We start from the raw sequence: 21184 nt of genomic DNA, 5'->3' as shown, positions 1-21184 counted from the left end.
TCCGACGTATCGCCAACAAGTTGGCTCCTACAGGCCACCCGTTTGCTGCACGATGGCATTTCCAGTGCTTTCAGCTCAAAGCTTCCCGGGTTTTGCATGCGTTTGCAGGTAGCTCAGCAACGTTTTAGCTTCAGGTGGAATGTTGTGCTCATCGAACGAAATGCAGATCGCGTTGGTTTCGTCTTCAATTGTGATTTCGTACTGCTTCTGGTCTCGCGCACGATCAGACATAAAGTTGCCGGACTGTTTAAGGCCGCTATCTTCTACCAGGCGCCTCACTTGCTCGGCCTCTGGCTGTTCCAGGTCGGCCGTATTCACCTCGCAGCTTTTGATAGCTCCGATAAAACCCCCTGACTGTACATAGCAGACACGCATGATGGTGCTCCTTCGAGTCAAACGTTAATGCCAACTTTTTTCCACGCCGCCTTGACGGCTTTTCTCGCCCCACTGCCGTATTGTTTGCCGCCCGCCACCTGAACGCTGATTCTGGCGCAGTCTATGAACTGGCTGTTGCTGTGCAGTTGCAGCAGCGTTTCATACCAGATCCGGCCTGCCGTTTCCCACGCGTTGCCGCCAAGCGCCTTGGCGGTCAGCACGAACGCCCGATTAGCGATGCCCGAATTAATGTGTACGCCGCCATTGTCCTTGGGGCCGGTATACAGACCCGCCATGCTCGCAGGTTGGGGGTCGTCGCCAAGTTCGGGATCGTTTACATACGCCGTTCCGGGGTTTTCCATGTCACGTATGCCGCGGCGAGTGGGAGCCGGGACCAGCAGTTCCTTACCGATGACCCAACTTGAATCTGCGGCAGCGGTGCCTTCTTTCCATTGCCGAACCAGAATGCCGAACACGTCGGCAAAATGTTCGTTGAGTGCGCCGGACTGCCCCTGATAATTCAGGTTGCTGGTGAAAGACTGTACGCCATGGGTCAACTCGTGGCCGATGACTTCCAGACTGCCGGTAAACCGCTTGAACACCTCACCGTCTCCATCGCCATAAGCCATTTGCTGTCCATTCCAGAAGGCATTGTTCATGGGCACGAAATCCCCCTGAAAATCCACCTCCGCAACGTGAACCGTAGAGATCAGCGTCATGCCGTTGTCGTCCAGCGAGTTGCGACCAAACAGTTCGTCGTAGAAGTCATAGACATCGCCAGAGCCATTGAAAGCCTCGTCTAGCGCAGCATCGTCGGTATCCGCCTGGCCTTCGGAGCGCGCCAGGGTGCCGGGCAGGGTGTTCGTGCCTTTGGCGTCGTAAACCAACCGGTTTTTTCTACCCTCGGGCGATTTGCTCGCCAGTAATGCGGGCATCGCTTGTGCCGAAGTGCGAAAGGCGACGAAGGCTGAACTGCTGGCCAGGTTGGTGATTGCCAGCGCCCTGACCCGGGCGTGAGATGACTGGGCGAGATGTTCAAGAATGTAAGGCGGGATAATGCAATGCAGCGGATTTCGATGGCACATGTGGAGCCTCCCTGGGCGTACTTGCAAAACCGTTTCAGGTTCTTTTTTAGGCAGCACAGTGCCCCGCGATGTTCCGACCGTTTGCCTGAGAGTTTATTTAACAACGATCAGGCTGTGGTGATGTCGAATGAGTTCACCCATTCAATGGACAGTTGCCAAATGAATATGCCGCACAGAACGTTTTCGGACGTCTATCGCGAGCAGGTGATCGAAATTCAGGTGAAACACGCGCCTGGGATCAAAGAAGTGGTTGAGTTTGTGGCACACGTCAAGGTGACAATGCCGGGCCGTACACCTGTTCCAATCGTTAGAATTTGTAACTGGGGTTACCTGTCAGTTGATGAGGCACGCCACGCGGGGGTGGCCGTAGGCCGGGATTTAGTCAATTCCTTGATGACAGAGGGCGACGAAGTGTCGCCAGCCCGAATAGACCGTAGTCGTTGATAGCAATGCTAAACTTGCGCCCACTTTTGAAAGGAGCAAGCAGACGTGCGCAATTTGGCAATGATGATGGCGGTGCTGGCACTGGCTGGCTGTGATGTCGACAAATCGACTCCACCGCCTCCCAAGGTGCAGGCAGCAACAACTGTCCAGGCCCCGCAAGCGGCTCCACAGTGGGAAATCCAGATCAACGCCAATGAGGCGCTCAGTGATATCAGTGCCTGGTTGCTCGAACGCAGCTATCCGCCTTATCTCGTCACGATTGATGGCAAGCAGCAATTGCTGATCGGACCTTATCCAAGCCCGGAACAGGCTGAGCAGACGCGTACTGAATTGCTGGCAAAGATAGCCAAATCTCACCGTAAGGCCGCTCCCGTCGTCATTCAGCGGGCACCTTGATCACCGTCTGACAGCCTCAGGCACGAATGCAGAGAGACACTTGCTCGTTGCTGTGCCACCCTCGGTTCACGCGTTTCGAATCATTCGATGCGTGAACCCCGGGAAGCGCTGTTATGGACGAAATTCAACGATTGGGCGAGCTGCTGAGCGCTAATCAACGCAATGAAGAACATAAGCACCAGCAATTCCATACTGGCCTTGCCCAGTGGCAGGCGAGCATCCTCACGCTCTACGAGCAGGTTGAAATCTGGCTCAAGCCACTGACTGACAGTGGACAGATCACTGTGACGTACGAGCCGCACCTTGCGCAGAGCAAGGGCTACCCCGATGAAAATTCCCCATTCAGCACGCAGCGTCTGACGCTCTCGATTGCCGGGCGACAGGTTGCTTTGATACCTGAGGCGATGGGCCCGAAAGGGCAGGTGTCGATAGCGGCTACGGGGCTGAGTCTGCATGCTCAGGAACAGGTATCACTGACCTGCGTGGATGCGACGCAAGGCGTGCAGTGGATGGAGAAGAAAAGAATCGGCGTGAAAGAATCCGAGCCGGTGCCATTTACGGCGGATCACTTTGCCAGGCAGCTACAACTGTTGGTGCCGGGGAGTTCGGTTTAAAAACCAGTAGGTGCAACTGAAGCTTACACAGGAGGCCGTGGTGTTCTTATCGCGAGCAAGCTCTGCTCCTACAAGCCAAGGTCTTGGCCCGCTATTCGGTCGCCCTTTGGAGGCGACCTGGATAGCGCTCTGGCTTGCCCGCGATGGATCAAAAGATTTTCAGGTTTAGTCGCGACGACCCAGCAACAAACCCACTACCAGGCCAAAGCCTGCCGAAATGGCCACGGTCTGCCATGGATGACCGCCAATGTAGGTTTCAGTCGCTTCGACCACTGGCTTGGTGCGTTCGCGCACGCTAGCAACAGAATCCGCTGCCTGTTTCAGTTTCAAGCCAAGCTGTGCGCGCAGGGTTTCTGCGTCTTCACCGACCAGCGCGGCGCTGTCTTTGAGCAGCTTGTCGGACTCTTCGATCAGGGCCTGCAGTTCGCTGAAAGCCTGGTCCTTGATCTGTTCTGCAGTGTTTTGAGCGGCAGTTTTACGAGCCATGATGTTTTCCTTTCGTTGATGATGGCAGTGAGCAATGGAGTCCTGCGTCTCGCGAAAAGTTGCAGTTATCTGTAAGACGAAAGAAATTTTGCTGGTGGAATTTGCCGGAAACCGACGCTCACGGGTGTAAGATGCTTCCGGTTTTTAGTCACAGGTGACCGTTATGAGTTTCAATCTGGCCAACCGGCCACTCCCAGAACGCGCAGCGCTCGAAGACGAGAAATCCCGCCTCTTCGATCTATGGCAAAGCAATCTGGGCAAGGCCAAAGGCGATGCCGCGCGGATATTTGGCGAACGTTCCAAACGCAAAGGCAAGTGGTCCGAATGGGTTCGTGCGGAGCTTGATGCGATGAGCCCGCCTGAATACGCCAATATGGTACGCAGCGAAGTCAATCGTCTGATGGCAGCCAACAAGTAACTGCTTTTTCCCGGGTGAGCTCCCGCAGGTCCAGGTTTACCAACTACCGTCGATGGGCTGCGGCAGGTTCAAGACACCGCTGTCCTTGAAGCGCATGGTGCCGAACAGCCCTCCGGCCAGCTTGCCGCGCAAGGTGTAGGGCAGATTATCGAGACTTTGGCTTTGCGTCAGGCCCACGGCCTGGCGCAGGGCTGCAAAGGCCGACACGCTGACAGGGACGACCAGAACGGCTTCCGAAAACCGTCCGATGGTGCCCTGTTGGTCGCTGACACCTGAAGCCAGTAATTTGCCATTCACGTCCAGGTCCAGCGCCACGCCGTTGTACTCGATGGCGTTCTCGTTAGGGTTCTGCAGTCGCAACTTCACCGCAAGCCTGACTTCAAGGCCCTGACCCGGTAACGGCTCAATACCGACCACATTGATATTCAGCGGGTCACGATTGGGCAACAGCGCGCAGGCATTCAAGGTCAACAGCAGCAGGCTGATCAGCAGCGTACGAATCGGGCGTAAGGGCATTCGGTGTTTTCCTGGGGTCGTGACAGGGCTGCGCTTTCCGGTCAGACCTCACTCGTGCGTAGAGATTCGTTTTCATCCTGCTCTGGCTTATGCTGCTGGACCTGCCTGTTGCCGAGTCGCAGATGCCCAGACACCAGAAACCAGCGCCACCGCTTGCAAATGCGATCGTCAAGGACACCATTTCCATTGAATTGGTCCGTGAGGCGCTGCTGGAAAGCCGTTTGCCCAAGGATGAGCAGCAGGCGCTGCTGGCGCAGGCGGGTATCGCGCCTGATGTGATGGGCGAAAGCAGGGCAAGGGTACCGGTCAGCGCATACGCGGCGCTGTGGCGCAGCCTCGAACGCTGCACTGACGATTTGTTCTTTGGCATGGACCCAAGGCCATTGCGCAAGGGCAGCCTTGAGTTTCTCTGTCGCTCTTCCATGGCGCAGCCGACACTTGCCGAGGGCCTTGAGTCCGGCCTGGCGTTTCTCGGGCTGATGCTTGAGCGCTTTGGTGCCCGCTTGATCCGCCAGCAAAGCGTGGCAGAAATTGTTATTGATCATCCGCAAGGCGCGGTTTCCAGGGCGTTCGCAGACTTCACGTTCTGGATGATTGTGCATGGCGTTGCCTGCTGGTTATGTGGGCGACGCGTGCCGATTCTGGGCATTGAGTTGCGATGTGTGCAGCCGGATTACATCGAGGATTACAAGGTGATGTTCTCGGAAAATCTGCGCTTCCAGCGTCCGCGGTCGAGAATGATCTTTGCTGCTGATTGCCTTGATCTGGCTATAAGACGCAGTACTGCCGAACTCGACGCTTTCCTTGGCACAGTCCCCGCCAACCTGTTGGTCAGGTACCGGGATTCACAAAGTCTGGCCAGTCGCATCCGCCAATATTTGCGCAGTCTGCCTGCGGAGCAGTGGCCGAACAGTGCCGAGCTCGCGCAGGGGCTGTTCATGTCCGGTTCGACGCTGCGTCGGCGTCTGGCCGAAGAGGCGCAAAGCTACCAGGCGCTCAAGGACTCCGTGCGCAAGGACCTGGCAATCGGCTGGCTGGCCGATGAGCAACTCGACTTCACTACCATCGCCAGCCGTCTTGGCTTTGCCGACGCCAGTTCGTTTCACAAAGCATTTCGAAAATGGTCAGGGACCAACCCGGGTCATTATCGGGATGTGGTACTGGGCCGTATTGGCCAAACCGGTCATCCACACTGAGCACTTTGGCCATTGCCTGAAACAGGTAGCAGCGCGACTATTTCGGTACAAAAACAACACACCGAATAGAGGTCACTCATGGATATTCGCGACAAGGTATTCCTCGTCAGCGGCGGGGCTTCGGGATTAGGCGCCGCCACTGCGCGCATGCTGATCGGCGCAGGGGCCAAAGTTGTGCTTGCCGACCTCAATGCCGATGCATTAGCCGTGCAGGTCGATCAGCTTGGGCCGAACGCCCGGGCAGTTGTCACCGATGTTTGCGAAGAGGGTTCGGCTCAGTCTGCGGTAGACGCGAGTGTTGAGGCGTTCGGCGCGCTCCATGGTCTGGTCAACTGTGCCGGTATCGTCGGAGCGCAAAAAATCCTCGGCAAAGATGGGCCGCACCCTCTGCCCGATTTTCGTCGGGTGATCGACGTCAACCTCATCGGCAGTTTCAATCTTCTTCGACTCGCCAGTGCAGCTATCTCCGCCGTCACTGCAGATGAAAGCGGCGAGCGGGGCGTGATCATTAATACCGCTTCAGTGGCTGCATACGACGGTCAGATTGGCCAGACGGCCTATGCCGCTTCAAAAGGCGCCATTGTCAGCATGACCCTGCCCGCTGCGAGAGAGCTGGCCCGCTTTGGGATCCGGGTCATGACCATTGCCCCCGGTATTTTCGAAACGCCAATGATGGCGGGCATGACACCTCAAGTGCGCGAGTCGTTGGCCGCGGGTGTGCCGTTCCCTCCGCGTCTGGGCAAACCGGACGAATACGCCGCGCTGGTTCGGCACATCATTGAAAATCCGATGCTTAATGGCGAAGTGATCCGTCTGGACGGAGCGTTACGGATGGCAGCCAGATGAGCATGCGCACTGCGCCATGCCGCGTAGTGCCGGTACTGCGTAGTGCCGGTGTTGCCAGGTAGGTATTCCAGTCAAATCGCAACCTGCTCAATGAGGAACTGAACATGCCGTCAGTAAATCCAGGTTTGAATGATGATCCCGTCGTAATAGTCAGCGCCGCGCGTACCCCTATGGGTGGCTTTCAAGGGGACTTGCAGAGCCTGACTGCGCCACAGTTGGGGGCGGCGGCGATCCGTGCAGTCGTAGAGCGCGCAGGCGTCCCGCCCCAGGATGTCGAGCAGGTGTTATTCGGTTGTGTGCTGTCAGCAGGGCTGGGACAGGCACCCGCTCGGCAGGCCGCACTGGGTGCCGGGCTTGCCACGTCGACGCGATGCACGACGCTGAACAAAATGTGTGGATCGGGTATGCAGGCAGCGATTCTGGCCCATGACCAGTTGCTGGCTGGTAGCGCCCGAGTAATGGTAGCGGGTGGCATGGAGAGTATGTCCAATGCGCCTTATCTGCTGGACCGGGCTCGCGCGGGCTATCGAATGGGCCATGGTCGGGTGCTCGACCATATGTTTCTCGACGGTCTGGAAGATGCCTATGAGCCGGGGCGACTGATGGGCACCTATGCCGAGCAGTGCGCAGAAAGCCACAATTTCAGCCGCGAGGTCCAGGATGCCTTTGCAGTCGCTTCACTGAACCGTGCACAGGAAGCGATCGAAAGAGGCTGGTTCGCGGACGAAATAGTCCCGCTGCAGGTCGTATCAGGGAAAGAGCAACGCCTGGTAAGCCAGGATGAGCAACCCCCCAAGGCACGGCTGGATAAAATCCCCACACTCAAACCGGCCTTTCGCAAGGACGGTACTGTTACTGCGGCCAACTCCAGTTCGATCTCGGATGGCGCCGCTGCGCTGCTGCTGATGCAGCGTTCAGAAGCAACACGACGAGGATTGAACCCTCTGGCAATTATTCAGGGGCATGCGGCTTTTGCCGATGAGCCTGGGTTGTTTCCCGTCGCACCCATCGGGGCAATTCGTGCGTTGATGGAACGTACAGGATGGGCGTTGGAGGAGGTTGATCTATTCGAAATCAACGAGGCGTTCGCCGTCGTGACGCTGGCTGCGATGAGCCAACTGAACTTGCCTCACAACAAGGTCAACATCCATGGCGGTGCATGCGCACTCGGGCACCCGATAGGCGCTTCGGGTGCCCGCATTCTGGTCACTCTGTTGGGCGCATTACGACGGAATGGACTGCACCGTGGCGTTGCAGCCATTTGTATAGGGGGTGGAGAGGCTACGGCAATGGCTTTGGAAATAATCCAGTAAAAACAGTTATTAAGCGTTAATTGTTAATGTTATTTCTATTATGGTTGTTTTTTTATAAAGGAGTTTATTATCAATGAGTTACGACTGCATTCTGGTAGAGATTCTAGATAGGGTAGCGCTCATTACGCTCAACCGTCCCGAGGCGTTGAACGCCCTCAACGCGCAGTTGATCAGCGAGCTGAACCACGCCCTGGACGAGCTGGACGGTGACCGTGACGTGGGTTGTATCGTCCTGACTGGCTCCAGCAAAGCCTTTGCCGCGGGTGCCGATATCAAGGAGATGGCTGAGCTGAAATACCCGCAGATTTACCTGGATGATCTGTTCAGCGACAGTGACCGGGTTGCCGGTCGACGTAAGCCGATGATCGCCGCCGTGGCTGGTTTCGCGCTAGGAGGCGGTTGTGAGCTGGCCTTGATGTGCGACTTTATTCTGGCGGCAGACAACGCCCGCTTCGGCCAGCCTGAGATCAAGCTGGGCGTATTGCCCGGCATGGGCGGGACGCAACGTCTGACCCATGCGGTAGGCAAGGCCAAAGCCATGGAAATGTGCCTGACTGGCCGGCTTATCGACGCCCAGGAAGCGGAACGCTCAGGGCTGGTGGCCAGGGTTCTACCGGTTGATTCACTGTTGAGTGAAGCGCTGAAAGTCGCTGCGTCCATTGCCGAAAAGTCGCTGCCTGTGGCGATGATGGTCAAGGAAAGCGTCAACCGGGCGTTCGAAGTCAGTCTCGCCGAGGGCATTCGTTTCGAGCGTCGTGTGTTTCATGCTGCGTTTGCGACTGAAGATCAGAAAGAAGGCATGGCTGCATTCATCGAGAAGCGCGAGCCACGCTTCAGGGGGCGCTGACAGCTCATCCGTGCTGGATGAATGCCTGATGCAATCGCGAAGGCCAGTTCTGTTCGAACCAGTCCCGCAATTTGATGCAATGCCCGGGGTGAATCAGGCACAGGCCGTCGGGCGTCTTGCGGTATGCCGTGGCCAGTTCGCGCAACTGCCGGGCGCCTAGTCCGCAGTAGCCGTGTTTATCGGTTTTACCTTCGAACAGAAAGTGCTCCGGTTGCAGGCGGGCGAGAAACTGCAATCCGGCTTCGCGCATTCGAACGATGTACCACAAGCGGTCAGGCAGTGGCGCGCCCTTCAGGCCGGGGTATTCGGTCAGACGCAAGTCCGCGTCGAAGAATGACAGCGCGGCGCGCTGCACGGGTACTTCAAGTGCTGCGCAGTGGGACTGGGCAGTCAACTTTGGCGGTGTGCCCGTCATGAGGATGCGCGTACCAGTGAGTTCGAATCTGCTCTCGGCGGTAGTGAGTGCCAGATCTCGACAGGTCACCAGATGGAGTGTCTGAGGCCCGACCAGATGGACTGCTTGCGCTGTGGGCAAGCCATCCAGGCTATCCAGGCTTTTTTGCTCCTTGAGCAGCGTGCCATGTTCGTCTGGCACTCCGTGGATAATCGGCCGATCGGGGTCGTTGTCAAAGTGGGCAATCAACAGTGCTGTACCGATTCGCAGTGCCTTGAGTTGCTCCAGAGAAACCGAAGTCGGCGCGCAAAGCTCGTCTTTGGTTGCGCACGCTGAGCGTTGTGTGTCGAATCTGACAGGCAGCCGCCCGTTGAGCAGTTGATCCTGTTCTTGCTCGCAGCGACTCAACAGGGTTGCGGGCAGAAAGCGGGTAGCGGCGGCCTTGCGGTGCTTCAAGCCGGGCCTGAAGGGCATTTCCCAAGGCAGTACCCGGAAACTGCTGCTGTAGCCCTGACTAAACGGCTCTATTTCGCACTGTATCGATCCTTCCTGTTGCGGTGTCGAGAGAGTTTGCAGGATGTCGATGATCTGCGCGGTATCCTCCGGGGGGTGATCTTTTAAAACTTCGGGTTGCTTACCGGCGTGGCTCACCTCAGTCACCAGCCATTGATCATTGAAGCGTGCCTCCGGATGCGCTTGAACCTGCATGATCTGGCCAGGGGTCAGAGGAAGTTCAATGCTGAGCCCGAGAATGATACGGCGCTCACAACGTTGACGTTCTAGAGCCCGGGCGCTGATCTGGCGAGCATGTGCCTGACTTTCCGTGGGTAGGCGTGAAAGAACGCTGGCGTCAAAGCGCTCATTACTGGCCTCCTGCCCATTGCGGTTGTCAGTGGTTCGTTCCTTCAGCGTCCAGCCATGGTCAGGCGCTTCGTAATGGGCTGTCGTCGACGCCATTGCCCATTGTTCTGCAAGGTGCGAGAGGGAGGGAGACCTGACGCCTTGCGAGATCGGTAGCTGAAATTGCACAGGCGCGGAGCGGTGTGAAAAAGAAGCCGGATCGTCGGCGAAGATCAGCACGTGCGATGACTCCCGGTGTTCAAAGCGAAAATGAATGCCTTCTTCTTCGCAAAGCCGCAGCAGCAAATGCAGATCGGTCTCTTCGTGCTGCACGCACGCTTCTCGCTGCGGATAAATGCCCACCAATTGCTCAAAACGGTAAGTATCCGGGGCAAGCCCATGCTCTTCCATAAGCCTGGAGATAATTTGCGGTGCGCTCAGGCCCTGAAAAACCCGATGCTGGCGGTGGTGTTGCAGGGCTAGCAGCGTCGGGCCCAGTTCTATCCGGTAAAGACTCAGGGCTGCTCCGCTATACAGTCGGTTAGCATTGCTGATTTTGCCATGTACGCCATTGTTCAGGCTTAGCGTGAGGTAGGCTGTCTGTTGTTCCAGGGCCCTGAAATCCAGGTGTGGGTCGGCGCACAGAAAATCGACGACGAAACTGTAAGGGGCGTTCAGGGCTTCCCGCCCGCTGATGCTGATGACAGGCAGATTCATCTTGTGATCGACAATCGCCAGTGTGATCGGCATTTGTTGGCCTTCGGACATCCACATCGCTCCCACCTTGAATTTGAGGGGGCAGAGGGTACGAAATGCCACGGTCTATGGGCATCGCTTAAGCATTTTTCGGAAAGGGACTACAAGTTAAAGAGGAATGTCGCTAGTTGCGTTGCAGTGCATTAATCACGATGCAATCCGCAAACGGTGCTCAATGGACAACGGCGGGGGTTTCATCTGGCGTCATCGGGTATAAAATGCGCCGTCGTCGTGCATCGGTCTCGACACGTAGCCACCTCATTTTTAACGCTTTGCCCTGGTTTGCAGTCAGCCCGTTAATGGATGCTGGCGCATCGGGCAAAGCGCAATCGGATCAAGAGAGCAAGCATGGGCGCACAGTGGAAGGTCAAGCATAAAGAAGCAGCATCCAATGCCAAGGGGCGTATCTTCGGCAAGCTGTCCAAGGAAATCATGATTGCGGCACGCGCCGGGGCAGATCCGGACATGAATCCGCGCCTGCGGCTGGTAGTGGAACAGGCTAAAAAAGCTTCTATGCCGCGGGAAACCCTGGAGCGGGCGATCAAGAAAGGCGCGGGGCTGCTGGGTGAAAACGTGACGTTCGAGCGTCTGACCTATGAAGGCTTTGCTCCACATCGGGTGCCGGTGATCGTTGAGTGTCTGACTGACAACATCAACCGCACGGTCTCGGAAATCCGCGTGCTGTTCCGCAAAGGCCAATTGGGCGCTGCGGGTTCGGTTTCCTGGGACTTCAACTATCAGGGCATGATCGAGGCAGTGCCGACCAATCCGGACGCTGACCCGGATGAGGCGGCGATTGAGGCGGGTGCTCAGGATTGCGAGCCGGGCGAAGAGGGCGCAACCCTGTTCCTCACTGAGCCTACCGATATGGATGCGGTGTGCAAAAAGCTTCCGGAATTCGGTTTCACCGTGCAGTCAGCCCAACTGGGCTATCGCCCGAAAAGCACTGTTGACGGCCTGAACGAAGAGCAGATGGCCGAAGTTGAAGCCTTCCTGGCGGCTATCGACAACAATGACGACGTGCAGAACGTTTATGTAGGTTTGGCAGGGTAACGCCGGTCCTAGAAGATTGCGAAGATCCTGAGGGATTCGCCCCGGTGTCCCTGACACATCGCTCTCGTGCACCAAACCTGGTTCTATGTGGGAGCGATGCTTGGTCTGGGCGGTATTCCGACGATTGGGGCGATGCGTTCTAGCGTCGCTCATCCCGGAGCAAGCACCGCTCCGGTTTCAACCCAAGCGTTGCTCAATCTCCCGCAACGTCGGTCGTCGACTGACGTCCGGCTGAACACACTGCGCCTGCAATGCCCACAAGGCATCTTCTCGCGTTTCGTCACAACGCTCCAGCAACTCGCCCAGCAGAATCCCGAACGCCCGTGTTTCGATGCGTTGCAGCGCTTGGGCCTGAGCTGGCGTGGAGTAAAAAGACGCGGCACCAAAGTCGCCCAGCAAGCAGTCACCCTTGTCATGCCAGAGAATGTTATGACCGTACAGGTCACCGTGGGTCATGCCACGTTCATGCAAGTGTGCGGTGACCGACGCGATGCCGCGCGCCAGTTGTAAAGCCGTCGACCTGGTCAGGCGTAACCCTGCGGGGTAAATATCTCTTGAGCAGGATTGCAGGCTGGGTGGGCCCGCCAGGTTAGTGAAGCTTGCATCAATCAACTGCATGACCAGCCCGGCACGGGACTCTGGGTGGTCGAAGATCTGGCCTTCGACATTGATCAGGTTCGGGTGGCTACCCGCTGCGATACAGGCTGCCATTTCGTTGAGCGGTGAACCATCACTGGTGACGGTGCCTTTGTACAGTTTGACTGCCACGGTCCTGGCTGCTTGCCGAGGTGGCTGCCAGAGCGCTTGCTGAATGACCCCGGACGCGCCTTCGCCCAACTGCTGCTGAATATCCAGCTCAACCCATGGGATCTGCCGTACAACAGCGGATTCAGGAGTCTTGCACAGCGGATTACCGGCAAAGGCCAGCCATGCCAGTGAGGGTAATTGCAGCAGCCAGTCAGGTAGCGCGGTTAGCTGGTTCGCAGCGATACGCAGTAACTCGAGTTGTTCACACTGAGCCAGGCTGGCTGGCAGGGCGCTCAAGCGATTGCCTGCCAGCATCAGTTTTTGCAGGGAGCGGGACTCACCCAGTGCATCAGGCAGTTGCTCAATGCGGTTGTCAGTCAGAATCAGCCAGCGAAGCGCGGGAGGTAGCGCGGCCGCCGAGACGTGGCTGATCTGGTTGGCCTTGAAGCCGACAATGCGCAGGTTCTGGCAACGACCGATGCAGGTCGGCAGCTCGGTGAACTGGTTATCGGAGCAGAACAGCACCTGCAGATGCGGCAGCCGATAAAGATCGTCAGGCAGGCTCTGCAGCGAGTTGCCACTCAGGTTGAGGATTTCCAGCGAGTCGGCCAGATCGAAGATTTCCATCGGGAAATGGCTCAGTCCGCAAGACAGGTCCAGGCGTTTGATGCCGGCCAGCCTGCCTGCGCGAAGGTCTGCAAGTGTGTGCATGGATCAACTACGACCACTGTTGTCGGACGGCAGGTTCAGGCAACGATCAACCCACAGGTGAACGCGCTCCAGGCTTGGCGGCGCTTCCGCATACAGGATGCGATAGATCATCGGGGCAACCACCATATCAATCAGTTCGTTGGCGTCGGGTGAGGGTTCCCCGCGAACAAGCGCCCGGTCAATGATGATCTGCAGCTGGTCACGCGTAATGCCTGCGCACTTGCCCGAGCACGTTGCCGCGCTGCTGGCGACTACGTCGCGCATCATTTCCCGGCCTGGGGCAGAGTTCATTTCGTCGAGGTACATCTCGGTCCAGGTGCGCAAATCGTCCCGCAGGTTGCCGCAATCAATCGGCTCGTCAGGGCGCAGACGCTCCACTGCAGCATCGGCGAGCAACGTGGTCAGGTCGCCCCAGCGGCGATAGATGGTGGACGGCGTGACGCCCGCACGAGTGGCGATCATCGGTACGCTCAAGGCTGCCCGGTCGTGTTCGACGAGCAGATCCCGCACGGCGCTGTGAATGGATTCCTGTACGCGGGCGCTACGGCCACCGGTGCGTATTCCTTCTTTTATAGCCATGTGGCAGACCTTAACACAAAGTATTTGCTTTAAGCGGCGTCAGCTCGCACAATCCGGAAACGCTAAACCTTAGCTTTAATGATGTGACTGATCGGAGAGTGTACCCATGTCCCGTCCTTTGCAGAACCCTGAGCGAGGAAACAACCACTTGGGATTTCTGGCGTTCACAACCCTGTGCTTTTTTGCTGCGTCCAGCGCGCCGACACCGCTCTACCATCTGTATCAGCAGAGTTGGGGGTTTTCTTCAGCGGTGCTGACACTGATTTTTGCGGTCTACGCGTTTACCTTGCTGGTGGCATTGCTCGTGGTGGGATCCTTATCCGACTATCTGGGGCGGCGGCCGGTGATTTTTGCGGCGCTGGTGCTGGAAATCATTGCCATGTTGCTGTTTGTCTTCGCGGTAGATGTCGGCTGGCTGCTTGCGGCGAGGATGATTCAGGGGTTGGCGACGGGCATGGCGGGCAGTGTGCTAGGGGCCGCCTTGCTCGACAGTGATGAGAAGCAGGGCCCTTTGGTCAACAGTATTGCACCCATGTTCGGTATGGCTCTGGGCGCGCTGGGCACGGGTTTGTTGGTGGAGTTGGCGCCCCTGCCGATGTTGCTGACGTACTGCCTGTTATTGGCCGCGTTTTTCGCACAGGCGATTTACGTCTGGTTTATTCCGGAGACGGTCAGTCCTCAAGCGGGCGCGTGGGCGTCCCTGAAGCCTTCGTTGCACGTCCCGGTTCAGGCACGGCGTACGTTGTTGCTGGTATTGCCGGTTGATATCGCGGCCTGGTCACTCGGGGGATTCTTCCTGTCGCTGTCGCCGTCTCTTCTTGCTGCTGCTACCGGAACCACGTCTGCAATCAATGGTGGTCTGGCTGTTGCCACGCTTACCATCAGCGGTGCACTGGCGATCTTCAACCTGCGTCTGCGCCCTGCGGTGCTTGGGCTCTGGATCGGCGCGAGCTGCTTGCCTGCGGGTGTCGCGGTGATACTGGCGGCAGTCAATGCCGGTTGGCTGTGGCTGTTTTTTGTCGGGTCAGTGATTGCCGGTGTGGGTTTCGGCTCGGGTTTCCTCGGGGCTCTGCGCTTGTTGCTACCTTTGGCTCATGCCCATGAGCGGGCCGGGTTGATGTCGGCTTTTTATGTGCTCAGTTATCTGGCTTTTTGTATCCCGGCGTTGATTGCCGGGCTGAGCGCCCACAGTTTTGGTCTGATTGCGACGACCAACGTGTATGGCTGCGTAGTGATAGTGCTGGGCTTGCTGGCACTCTCGGGCTTGATCGTCCGGCGTGTGACGGGAAAGGCGGCAGTGAGTCCGGTATGAAGCGGTGTAGCTACCTGACACCTCACGCTTTGGCAGCAACATTGATCTGTTGTGGGAGTCGAGCTTGCTCGCGATAAGGCTGGGCGCGGTTCACTCTAGACCGAGTTGCGCCTATCGCGGGCAGGCCTCGCTCCAATAGTGGGTTGCGCTTGCCCGGCTGCCAGGGCCTGTGCTCGCCACTCAAATCGCCCCCGGCAGCGCCTTTCGAGCCTGTTGCGCTGCGGGATCGTTGGCCGGGCTGACAATGGCGTAGTTATAACCCGAGCCTGACCAGTAATCAGCCTGCAGATCGCCGTCCAGTCGACTTCCTCTCGGCAACATATGATTTTTCGCCCCGGGCGGGCGGATGTAAAAACTCAGCGTGCGACCTTCCGGATCTTTATAAACCACCAAGGCGGCAGCGCCCTGTTCAGTGGTGGTCATGCGCCCAGTGACGGGTTTGAAGCCTGCCGCCTCAAGATTGGGCAGTCGGTTGGCCTTATTGAAGTGGCGGTCAAGCCACACCTGAGCATCGCTTGCCTGTTCGATATTCCAGTCACTGGCCATGTTGTCGTTCACTGCAAACATACGGTATGCCTGCAGGGCATCAGCCATAGGCGGCATGTTGGAACTCAGGGTCATCTCCCTGGCCTGCCATCCGCTGAGCCCGCCAATGCCCACGGCAACCATTAACATGGCGGCCGTCGCCAGATGACGGTAACGGTGGCGACGCAGGCGCTGACGGATGAACGCCGGGTCCAGCTCCGGGTTGGGTTCGCGCTTCAATTCGCCGCTCAAGGCCGTACGCAGCCGCTTCGCGTCTTCTTGCCAGGCCTTCACCTGCAGCGCGACCTCAGGATGAGCGGCAAGCCAGGTTTCCAGGCGCAGGCGATCAGCCGTGCTCAATTGCTGATCCACATAAGCGTGAAGGTCGAGTTCGCTGGGGGGCAGGGTGATCATTTCAGTATCCGCAGAGATGGGGTCGTGATTTCGCCCTCGCTGAATTGGCGAAGGGCCTGACGAGCGCGGGACAAACGTGACATTACGGTGCCGATGGGCACGTCGAGAATAGTGGCGACGTCCTTGTAGCTCAGGCCTTCGACCGAGATCCACAGCAGCAGCGCGCGCTGTTCGGTAGTCAGCCGTTCGAACGCGCCCAGTGTGGATTGGGCGACTACTGTGCGCTCCACGCTGGGCTGGTAATCCTCGTCGCCGCCGGTGAACAACGCCAGCATCCGGCTGTAACGTCGCGAGCGGCGGTGGGCATCCAGAAACTGGCGATAAAGTATCGAGAACAGCCAGGCGCGCATATCGCCTTCCGGGCGCTTGTCTTTCCAGGCTGACAGGGCCTTTTCCAGGCTGGCCTGAACCAGATCGTCGGCCCCGCTGGGATTGCGGGTCAGCGACAGGGCAAACCTGCGCATCCGCGGTATCAACTCCCTTAATTGTGCATCGAGCTCGTTCATGGGCTGGATTTTCCCTGGTCAGCAACTATGACCATCGCAGTGGTGTGATCAGCAAGACGACGCTCGCGGCCATATATTCCTTCATTTGTGCAATTTTTTTTGGCTGATGGAATAAACACTTCCCGGCTTCGTCCTACTGCGCACAAAACGCGATAGCCGATCGTGATAGCCCGATGACCTGGAGTTTCGTATGAACGACCGTGACCCTTTACACGAGAGGCAAAGACCTCCGTTGAGCCCTGCCGCGACAGGCTTGCGCCTGGTGGGGATTGGCGTGGTAGTACTCGTCGCCGCCACCGCCTTTGCCTACGTTGGAGGTTACCTGGATCCGCAGCGCCTGACTCCGGACAAACTGGTTAATACCCTTGAACACAATAATGGCACTTTCCCGGGGTTTCGCCGGAACCACCCTAAAGGAGTGTGCGTTTCAGGTTACTTCGACAGTAATGGCGCCGCTGCTGATCTTTCCAGTGCTCAAGTGTTTTCCAGCACTCGCACAGCGGTAGAGGGACGATTCGCGCTGCCTACCGGTAACCCGTACTCGCCCGACAGTGCTGCGCCTATACGCAGCCTGGCCTTGCGCTTTACCCAGGCAGACGGCCAGCAGTGGCGCACCGGCATGAATGCCATGCCGGTATTCCCGGTGGGCACGCCGCAAGCGTTCTATGAGTTGCTGCAAGCCACCGCGCCGGATCCGCAAACCGGCAAGCCCGACCCGGCCAAACCACCCGCGTTCTTCGGCAGCCACCCTGAAACCGGGCCTTTCCTTGCCTGGGTCAAGACTGCCAAGCCTTCGGCCAGCTATGCAACCGTCACCTACAACAGCGTTAACGCGTTTTACCTGGTCAGTGCTGACGGCAAGCGCCAGGCCGTGCGCTGGAACATGGTGCCCGTCGACCCGGTAGATGCCGCTGCCCCTGCGCCTGATGCCAAGGATTACCTTGAGCCGGACCTCAACGCACGACTGGCTTCCGGGCCGTTGCGCTTCAATCTGATCCTGACCCTGGCCAACGCAGACGATCCGGTCAACGACGCCAGCAAACAGTGGCCCGCCGATCGGCGCACGTTGAATGCCGGAACGCTGGTGCTTGAGAGTGAGCAACCGCAGTTGAGCGGTGCTTGCCGTGATATCAACTATGATCCGCTGGTACTGCCATCCGGTATCACTGGCTCTGATGATCCGCTGCTGGCTGCACGTTCCGCCGCCTACGCCACGTCTTACAAACGGCGCACTGCAGAAGTGGAGCAGTTGCCCAAGCCCGCGCCAGTCATGGAGAAAAAATCATGAGTACTCCCACTACGCATTTTTCTCTTTTGGCGCGCCTGCTGCATTGGTCGATGGCACTGATGATCATCGCCATGTTGTTCATTGGTGCAGGCATGGTGGCATCGGTTTCGGCTCGCCATGAGTGGCTGCTGGACCTGCACAAGCCATTAGGGATCGCGATTCTGGTGTTGGTGATTCTGCGCATCATCGTTCGCCTGTCCAGTCATACCCCGGCACTCCCGGCTGACTTGCCAACCTGGCAGGTGCTGGCGGCGAAGCTTTCTCATTACGTGTTGTATGCGCTGATGCTGGCAATGCCGTTGATTGGCTGGGCGATGATTTCAGCGGCCGGTGACCCGGTCATGCTCAGCAGTTCACTGCGCTTGCCTTCCATCGTCGCGGCCGATGCCGGAACCTTCGCATTTCTGCGTCAGACCCACACCTGGCTGGCGTATCTGTTGTTCATGACAGTGCTGATGCACATCGCTGCGGCGCTGTTTCATGCATGGGTAAGGCGTGACGAAGTGCTGGGGAGTATGTTGCGGGGAGAGGGGAGGTAATAAGAGCGTGCATTGATTACCCCTGTAGGAACTGCCGAAGGCTGCGAAAGCGATGTCTCAGAAAAATGCTTTCGCAGCCTTGGGCAACCTTTGTCAGCGCAGGACCGGAGCCATCTCCGACAACGTGGTCAAGACATCCTTGGCCAATTGCTTCGACCGCTTGCCATCCCAGCCGGTTATCAGGTCCGGCGCATCGTCGTTATCCTTGAAGGGCATTTCCAGGGTCAGTGACAGGCATTTGTATTTCTCGCCGACACTGTTGCAGGCCAGGTTCATGTTGGCCTTGCCGGGTTGTGAGCGGGGATAGCCATAGCGAGTCTGGAAGTCACGGGTGATTTCACTCAAGCGGCTGCGGAAGCGCGCTTCCAGTTGCGCTTGTTTTGGCGTGAAGCCGGGGTTGCCTTCGCACGCGGCGGTGAACACATAAGGGATTTCTTCGTCGCCATGGACGTCCAGAAACATGTCCACTCCATACTTTTCCATCTGTTCCTTGACGAAAAACACTTCCGGGCTGGCCTCCTGAGTGGAGTCCTGCCAGGCGCGATTGAGGTCCTTGCCGTTGGCATTGGTCCGCAAATGGCCGTGGAATGAACCATCAGGGTTCATGTGCGGGACGAGATACAGATCGGCAACTTCCAGCAGGGCATTCAGTACCTGATCATCCTGCTGTTGCAGGCGCTCGATCACGCCTTCCATGAACCATTCGGCCATGTGCTCGCCGGGGTGTTGCTGAGCAATAATCCAGATTTTGAGCTTTTGCTCATCGCCGTTACCCCGACGCAGCAGAGGAATGTCGCGGCCTTCGACGCTTTTGCCGGTCGCCAGCAGTTGCACGCCCGCTTTTTCCAGGGCCTGTTCAATGAGCCAGGCGTGGCGTTCGCGGCTGTACGGTTCGAAATAGGCAAACCAGACCTGCGGTTCGGTCGGTGTGAGGCTGAAGTTCAGGGCACCGTCATCGAAAGTGGAGGGCACCCGAAACCAGGTCTGGTGATCGTAGGACGCAACTGCGTTGTAGCCCGTCCAGGCATTCTTATAGCTGGACTGACCCGCGTTGGTCAGGCTGAATCGATGCGTCTGCCCCGTCTGCAGACCGTCGACCTTGAAGTGAAACCACTGAAAATGTGGGCTGCGAGTATCCGGGCGAATAGCCAACTGAATGTGTGCGGGGTTGCTCGCGTCGATCACTTCGATATTGCCACTATCGAAATCTGCGCTGATTTGGAGAGAGGTCACGGTCGGTTCCTGTGTACGTTAGTGCCAGTTATGGCGCTACTTTACACGGAACCTGCCTTGAGCAACGCGCGTTGCTGCGACGTGAATGTGTGCGAATCGGCCATGTTTGATTCAAAAATGGCCGAACACCGCGAACGCCTCTGCGGTCATCAGCAAGCTGCACAGGAAGGCTGTCGCCATGCACCAGAGCAGATAACTGCGTCGTTTACGCCGGTGCCAGCCGCTGGCACCCAAAACGGCGGCAGGGGCTTGAAGTTGTCGCCATAGGCGTTCAGTTCCTTCGAAGGCGGCAAGATGGCTACTGTCCGCATCCAGCCAGTGACGAAATTCAATGCGCTGGCTGGCTGTGGCATGCGGGCTCTGGAGGTGGACATACCAGCGGCTGGCCTGCTCACCGACAGGGTCGACAACAGGGCTCTCATCACCCGCTATTTGCCGCCGACTGTTCTGGAGCACTCGAACCATTGCCTGCTCGACCAGCGTTACCTCTATATCCAGCAAGCTGGCAATGTGGGAGTAGGAGAAACCGTCAAGTCGACTGAGGAGAAACACTTGCTGTGCACGACGGGAAAGCTTGACCAGGCCACGGCGCATGCTTTCGCCTTGCGGGCTTAATGGGGCATCCGGCTGCCGTGCGGGCAGAGCGGGAAAGGACGAGAGTTGAATACTCATGATCGATTGCCTCGCTTGATATTCATGATATGCCTTCCTTGATCGCTGCTCTTGATGTAAGAAGGGCGTCATCCTGACGCTCGAAAAGTGGCTGTTATGAGAGTGATTCTCAAGTGATAAGCCAGCTCAGTTACCGATTATCTTCCGTACAGAACCTTTGAAAGCAAACTTCAGGGGCCCGTTCCGCAATCTTTTTGCTATGATCCGCGCCATCGTAGAAACGACACCCTCTTCATTAGCCTGAAGAACGCAGCACCCGAACCTGCAACACAAAAAAATAGAACCGCAACACTAAAAAAAAGACCCGGAAAAAATCCGGGTCAAAAACCGTGATTAGCCTGATGAGGAGATAATCCAGAAGCCGACCTAAGACTTCTGAGTTATCCAACTGACCTTGCGGCCAGTTGCTTGCAATAATAATCATTATCATTTGCAAGTCAAACCTTTTTATCGCCCCCATTAAAAAAATTCAGATTCCGCCTGAGAATCCTCAGTCCAGCGGCAGCTCCGTCGTGCGCTTCACTTCGCTCATGGCGATGTTTGAGTGTGCTTCCTGAACGTGTGGCTGCTGCAGCAAATGGTCACGCAGGAAGCGCTCGTAGCTGGTGATGTCCTGAGCGACCACCTTGAGCAAGAAATCCATATCTCCCGCCATCGTGTAGCACTCCAGTACCTCCGGGTAGCCAGTGATTGCTTCTTCAAACTCGGCCAGAAAGCGTCGGCCGTGGCCCGATAACTTTACGTCAACAAAAACGGTAGTGGTCAGTCCGAGCTTTTGCGGGTTGAGCAGGGCGACTTTGCGCTCGATGAAGCCTTCTTCCTGAAGCCGGTTGATGCGCCGCCAGCATGGCGACTGTGACAACTCGACGCGTTCAGCGATTTCGGCCGCCGACAGGTCGGCATTGTGTTGCAGCAGGCGCAGGATCCTGCGGTCGATGGGGCTTAATTTGTTCTGCATGAATTGACCCTTTTTTTTATTTTTATCGAAACGAACATGCAGAAGTTCAGCAGATAAACGGCAAATTAGAAAGAAAAAGCCTCTTTGCTACAGGCAGTATTTTGCTTGTGAATGCTGAGCG

Annotated in this window: 24 protein-coding genes; 12 read left to right on the top strand and 12 right to left on the bottom strand. The window is 57.4% G+C overall.

Annotation, left to right across the window (positions count from 1 at the left end; genetic code table 11):
• Positions 1-75 precede the first annotated feature (75 nt).
• Both AUC61_RS24355 and AUC61_RS24350 read right to left on the bottom strand, forming a co-directional pair.
• Positions 76-375: a protealysin inhibitor emfourin gene (locus AUC61_RS24355; protein WP_243248786.1), complete on the bottom strand. Its 300-nt coding sequence runs from the start codon at positions 373-375 to the stop codon at positions 76-78.
• 17 nt (positions 376-392) lie between these two features.
• On the bottom strand, positions 393-1460 hold the full coding sequence (locus tag AUC61_RS24350; protein ID WP_243248784.1) for a M4 family metallopeptidase: 1068 nt from the start codon (positions 1458-1460) through the stop codon (positions 393-395).
• Positions 1461-1619: 159 nt separating this feature from the next.
• Between AUC61_RS24350 and AUC61_RS24345 the strand changes: the two genes are divergently transcribed.
• From AUC61_RS24345 to AUC61_RS24335, 3 genes are all read left to right on the top strand, one after another.
• On the top strand, positions 1620-1904 hold the full coding sequence (locus tag AUC61_RS24345; protein ID WP_243248783.1) for a hypothetical protein: 285 nt from the start codon (positions 1620-1622) through the stop codon (positions 1902-1904).
• Between the two features lie 45 nt (positions 1905-1949).
• Positions 1950-2300: a hypothetical protein gene (locus tag AUC61_RS24340; RefSeq protein ID WP_243248781.1), complete on the top strand. Its 351-nt coding sequence runs from the start codon at positions 1950-1952 to the stop codon at positions 2298-2300.
• Positions 2301-2413: 113 nt separating this feature from the next.
• Complete coding sequence (locus AUC61_RS24335) at positions 2414-2914, top strand: hypothetical protein (RefSeq protein WP_243248779.1); 501 nt, start codon at positions 2414-2416, stop codon at positions 2912-2914.
• A 165-nt stretch (positions 2915-3079) separates the two neighbouring features.
• Here the strand turns inward: AUC61_RS24335 and AUC61_RS24330 are convergent, their stop codons facing one another.
• Positions 3080-3400 (bottom strand): ElaB/YgaM/YqjD family protein, encoded by a 321-nt coding sequence (locus AUC61_RS24330; protein WP_122664479.1) that lies wholly within the window; start codon positions 3398-3400, stop codon positions 3080-3082.
• Between the two features lie 163 nt (positions 3401-3563).
• On the opposite strand from AUC61_RS24330, the gene AUC61_RS24325 reads away from it, so the two are divergent.
• Entirely contained in the window at positions 3564-3818 is a 255-nt protein-coding gene (locus tag AUC61_RS24325; RefSeq protein WP_243248777.1) for a hypothetical protein, read from the top strand.
• Positions 3819-3854: 36 nt separating this feature from the next.
• Here the strand turns inward: AUC61_RS24325 and AUC61_RS24320 are convergent, their stop codons facing one another.
• Positions 3855-4334 carry an LEA/WHy family protein gene (locus tag AUC61_RS24320; protein ID WP_243248775.1) on the bottom strand — a complete coding sequence of 160 codons (480 nt, stop codon included), beginning with the start codon at positions 4332-4334 and terminating at the stop codon, positions 3855-3857.
• Between the two features lie 122 nt (positions 4335-4456).
• Between AUC61_RS24320 and AUC61_RS24315 the strand changes: the two genes are divergently transcribed.
• The 4 genes from AUC61_RS24315 (at position 4457) to AUC61_RS24300 (ending at position 8536) form a co-directional block, all read left to right on the top strand.
• The gene (locus AUC61_RS24315; protein WP_243248773.1) at positions 4457-5530 is read left to right on the top strand and encodes an AraC family transcriptional regulator; all 1074 of its coding nucleotides are present in this window, start codon (positions 4457-4459) and stop codon (positions 5528-5530) included.
• 78 nt (positions 5531-5608) lie between these two features.
• Positions 5609-6376 carry a 3-hydroxyacyl-CoA dehydrogenase gene (locus tag AUC61_RS24310; protein ID WP_243248771.1) on the top strand — a complete coding sequence of 256 codons (768 nt, stop codon included), beginning with the start codon at positions 5609-5611 and terminating at the stop codon, positions 6374-6376.
• Positions 6377-6480: 104 nt separating this feature from the next.
• On the top strand, positions 6481-7689 hold the full coding sequence (locus AUC61_RS24305; RefSeq protein WP_243248769.1) for an acetyl-CoA C-acyltransferase: 1209 nt from the start codon (positions 6481-6483) through the stop codon (positions 7687-7689).
• A gap of 73 nt (positions 7690-7762) precedes the next feature.
• A complete protein-coding gene (locus tag AUC61_RS24300; protein ID WP_243248768.1) occupies positions 7763-8536 on the top strand; it encodes an enoyl-CoA hydratase in 774 nt (257 codons plus the stop codon).
• Between the two features lie 4 nt (positions 8537-8540).
• Here the strand turns inward: AUC61_RS24300 and AUC61_RS24295 are convergent, their stop codons facing one another.
• The gene (locus AUC61_RS24295; protein WP_243248766.1) at positions 8541-10538 is read right to left on the bottom strand and encodes a type VI secretion system Vgr family protein; all 1998 of its coding nucleotides are present in this window, start codon (positions 10536-10538) and stop codon (positions 8541-8543) included.
• Between the two features lie 336 nt (positions 10539-10874).
• On the opposite strand from AUC61_RS24295, the gene AUC61_RS24290 reads away from it, so the two are divergent.
• Positions 10875-11579, top strand: coding sequence for a YebC/PmpR family DNA-binding transcriptional regulator (locus tag AUC61_RS24290; protein WP_243248764.1), 705 nt, complete (start codon positions 10875-10877; stop codon positions 11577-11579).
• Between the two features lie 177 nt (positions 11580-11756).
• Here AUC61_RS24290 and AUC61_RS24285 read toward each other — a convergent pair whose 3' ends face one another.
• Positions 11757-13037 (bottom strand): leucine-rich repeat-containing protein kinase family protein, encoded by a 1281-nt coding sequence (locus AUC61_RS24285; RefSeq protein WP_243248762.1) that lies wholly within the window; start codon positions 13035-13037, stop codon positions 11757-11759.
• A gap of 3 nt (positions 13038-13040) precedes the next feature.
• On the bottom strand, positions 13041-13616 hold the full coding sequence (locus AUC61_RS24280; protein ID WP_243248760.1) for a TetR/AcrR family transcriptional regulator: 576 nt from the start codon (positions 13614-13616) through the stop codon (positions 13041-13043).
• Between the two features lie 106 nt (positions 13617-13722).
• On the opposite strand from AUC61_RS24280, the gene AUC61_RS24275 reads away from it, so the two are divergent.
• Positions 13723-14928 carry an MFS transporter gene (locus AUC61_RS24275; RefSeq protein WP_243248757.1) on the top strand — a complete coding sequence of 402 codons (1206 nt, stop codon included), beginning with the start codon at positions 13723-13725 and terminating at the stop codon, positions 14926-14928.
• A gap of 180 nt (positions 14929-15108) precedes the next feature.
• On the opposite strand, the gene AUC61_RS24270 is transcribed toward AUC61_RS24275, so the two are convergent.
• Positions 15109-15867, bottom strand: coding sequence for an anti-sigma factor family protein (locus AUC61_RS24270; RefSeq protein ID WP_243248756.1), 759 nt, complete (start codon positions 15865-15867; stop codon positions 15109-15111).
• Positions 15864-16373, bottom strand: a complete 510-nt coding sequence (locus AUC61_RS24265) for an RNA polymerase sigma factor (RefSeq protein WP_243248754.1) — start codon at positions 16371-16373, stop codon at positions 15864-15866. Before AUC61_RS24265 ends, AUC61_RS24270 begins: the two co-directional genes overlap by 4 nt.
• A gap of 190 nt (positions 16374-16563) precedes the next feature.
• Between AUC61_RS24265 and AUC61_RS24260 the strand changes: the two genes are divergently transcribed.
• Both AUC61_RS24260 and AUC61_RS24255 read left to right on the top strand, forming a co-directional pair.
• Positions 16564-17661: a catalase family peroxidase gene (locus AUC61_RS24260; RefSeq protein WP_243248753.1), complete on the top strand. Its 1098-nt coding sequence runs from the start codon at positions 16564-16566 to the stop codon at positions 17659-17661.
• A complete protein-coding gene (locus tag AUC61_RS24255) occupies positions 17658-18200 on the top strand; it encodes a cytochrome b (RefSeq protein WP_243248751.1) in 543 nt (180 codons plus the stop codon). The genes AUC61_RS24260 and AUC61_RS24255 overlap by 4 nt, the downstream gene beginning before the upstream one ends.
• A gap of 93 nt (positions 18201-18293) precedes the next feature.
• Here the strand turns inward: AUC61_RS24255 and AUC61_RS24250 are convergent, their stop codons facing one another.
• The 3 genes from AUC61_RS24250 to AUC61_RS24240 form a co-directional block, all read right to left on the bottom strand.
• On the bottom strand, positions 18294-19433 hold the full coding sequence (locus AUC61_RS24250) for a M14 family metallopeptidase (protein WP_243248750.1): 1140 nt from the start codon (positions 19431-19433) through the stop codon (positions 18294-18296).
• 111 nt (positions 19434-19544) lie between these two features.
• On the bottom strand, positions 19545-20105 hold the full coding sequence (locus tag AUC61_RS24245; protein WP_243248748.1) for a DUF4880 domain-containing protein: 561 nt from the start codon (positions 20103-20105) through the stop codon (positions 19545-19547).
• A 490-nt stretch (positions 20106-20595) separates the two neighbouring features.
• Positions 20596-21063, bottom strand: coding sequence for an Lrp/AsnC family transcriptional regulator (locus AUC61_RS24240; protein ID WP_122664378.1), 468 nt, complete (start codon positions 21061-21063; stop codon positions 20596-20598).
• Between the last annotated feature and the right edge of the window lie 121 nt (positions 21064-21184).

It is taken from the genome of Pseudomonas maioricensis (assembly GCF_022790535.1).
GTDB classification, from domain to species: Bacteria; Pseudomonadota; Gammaproteobacteria; order Pseudomonadales; family Pseudomonadaceae; genus Aquipseudomonas; species Aquipseudomonas maioricensis.
Note: the sequence above shows the minus strand (reverse complement) of the source record. Positions and strands in the feature narration are given on the sequence as shown.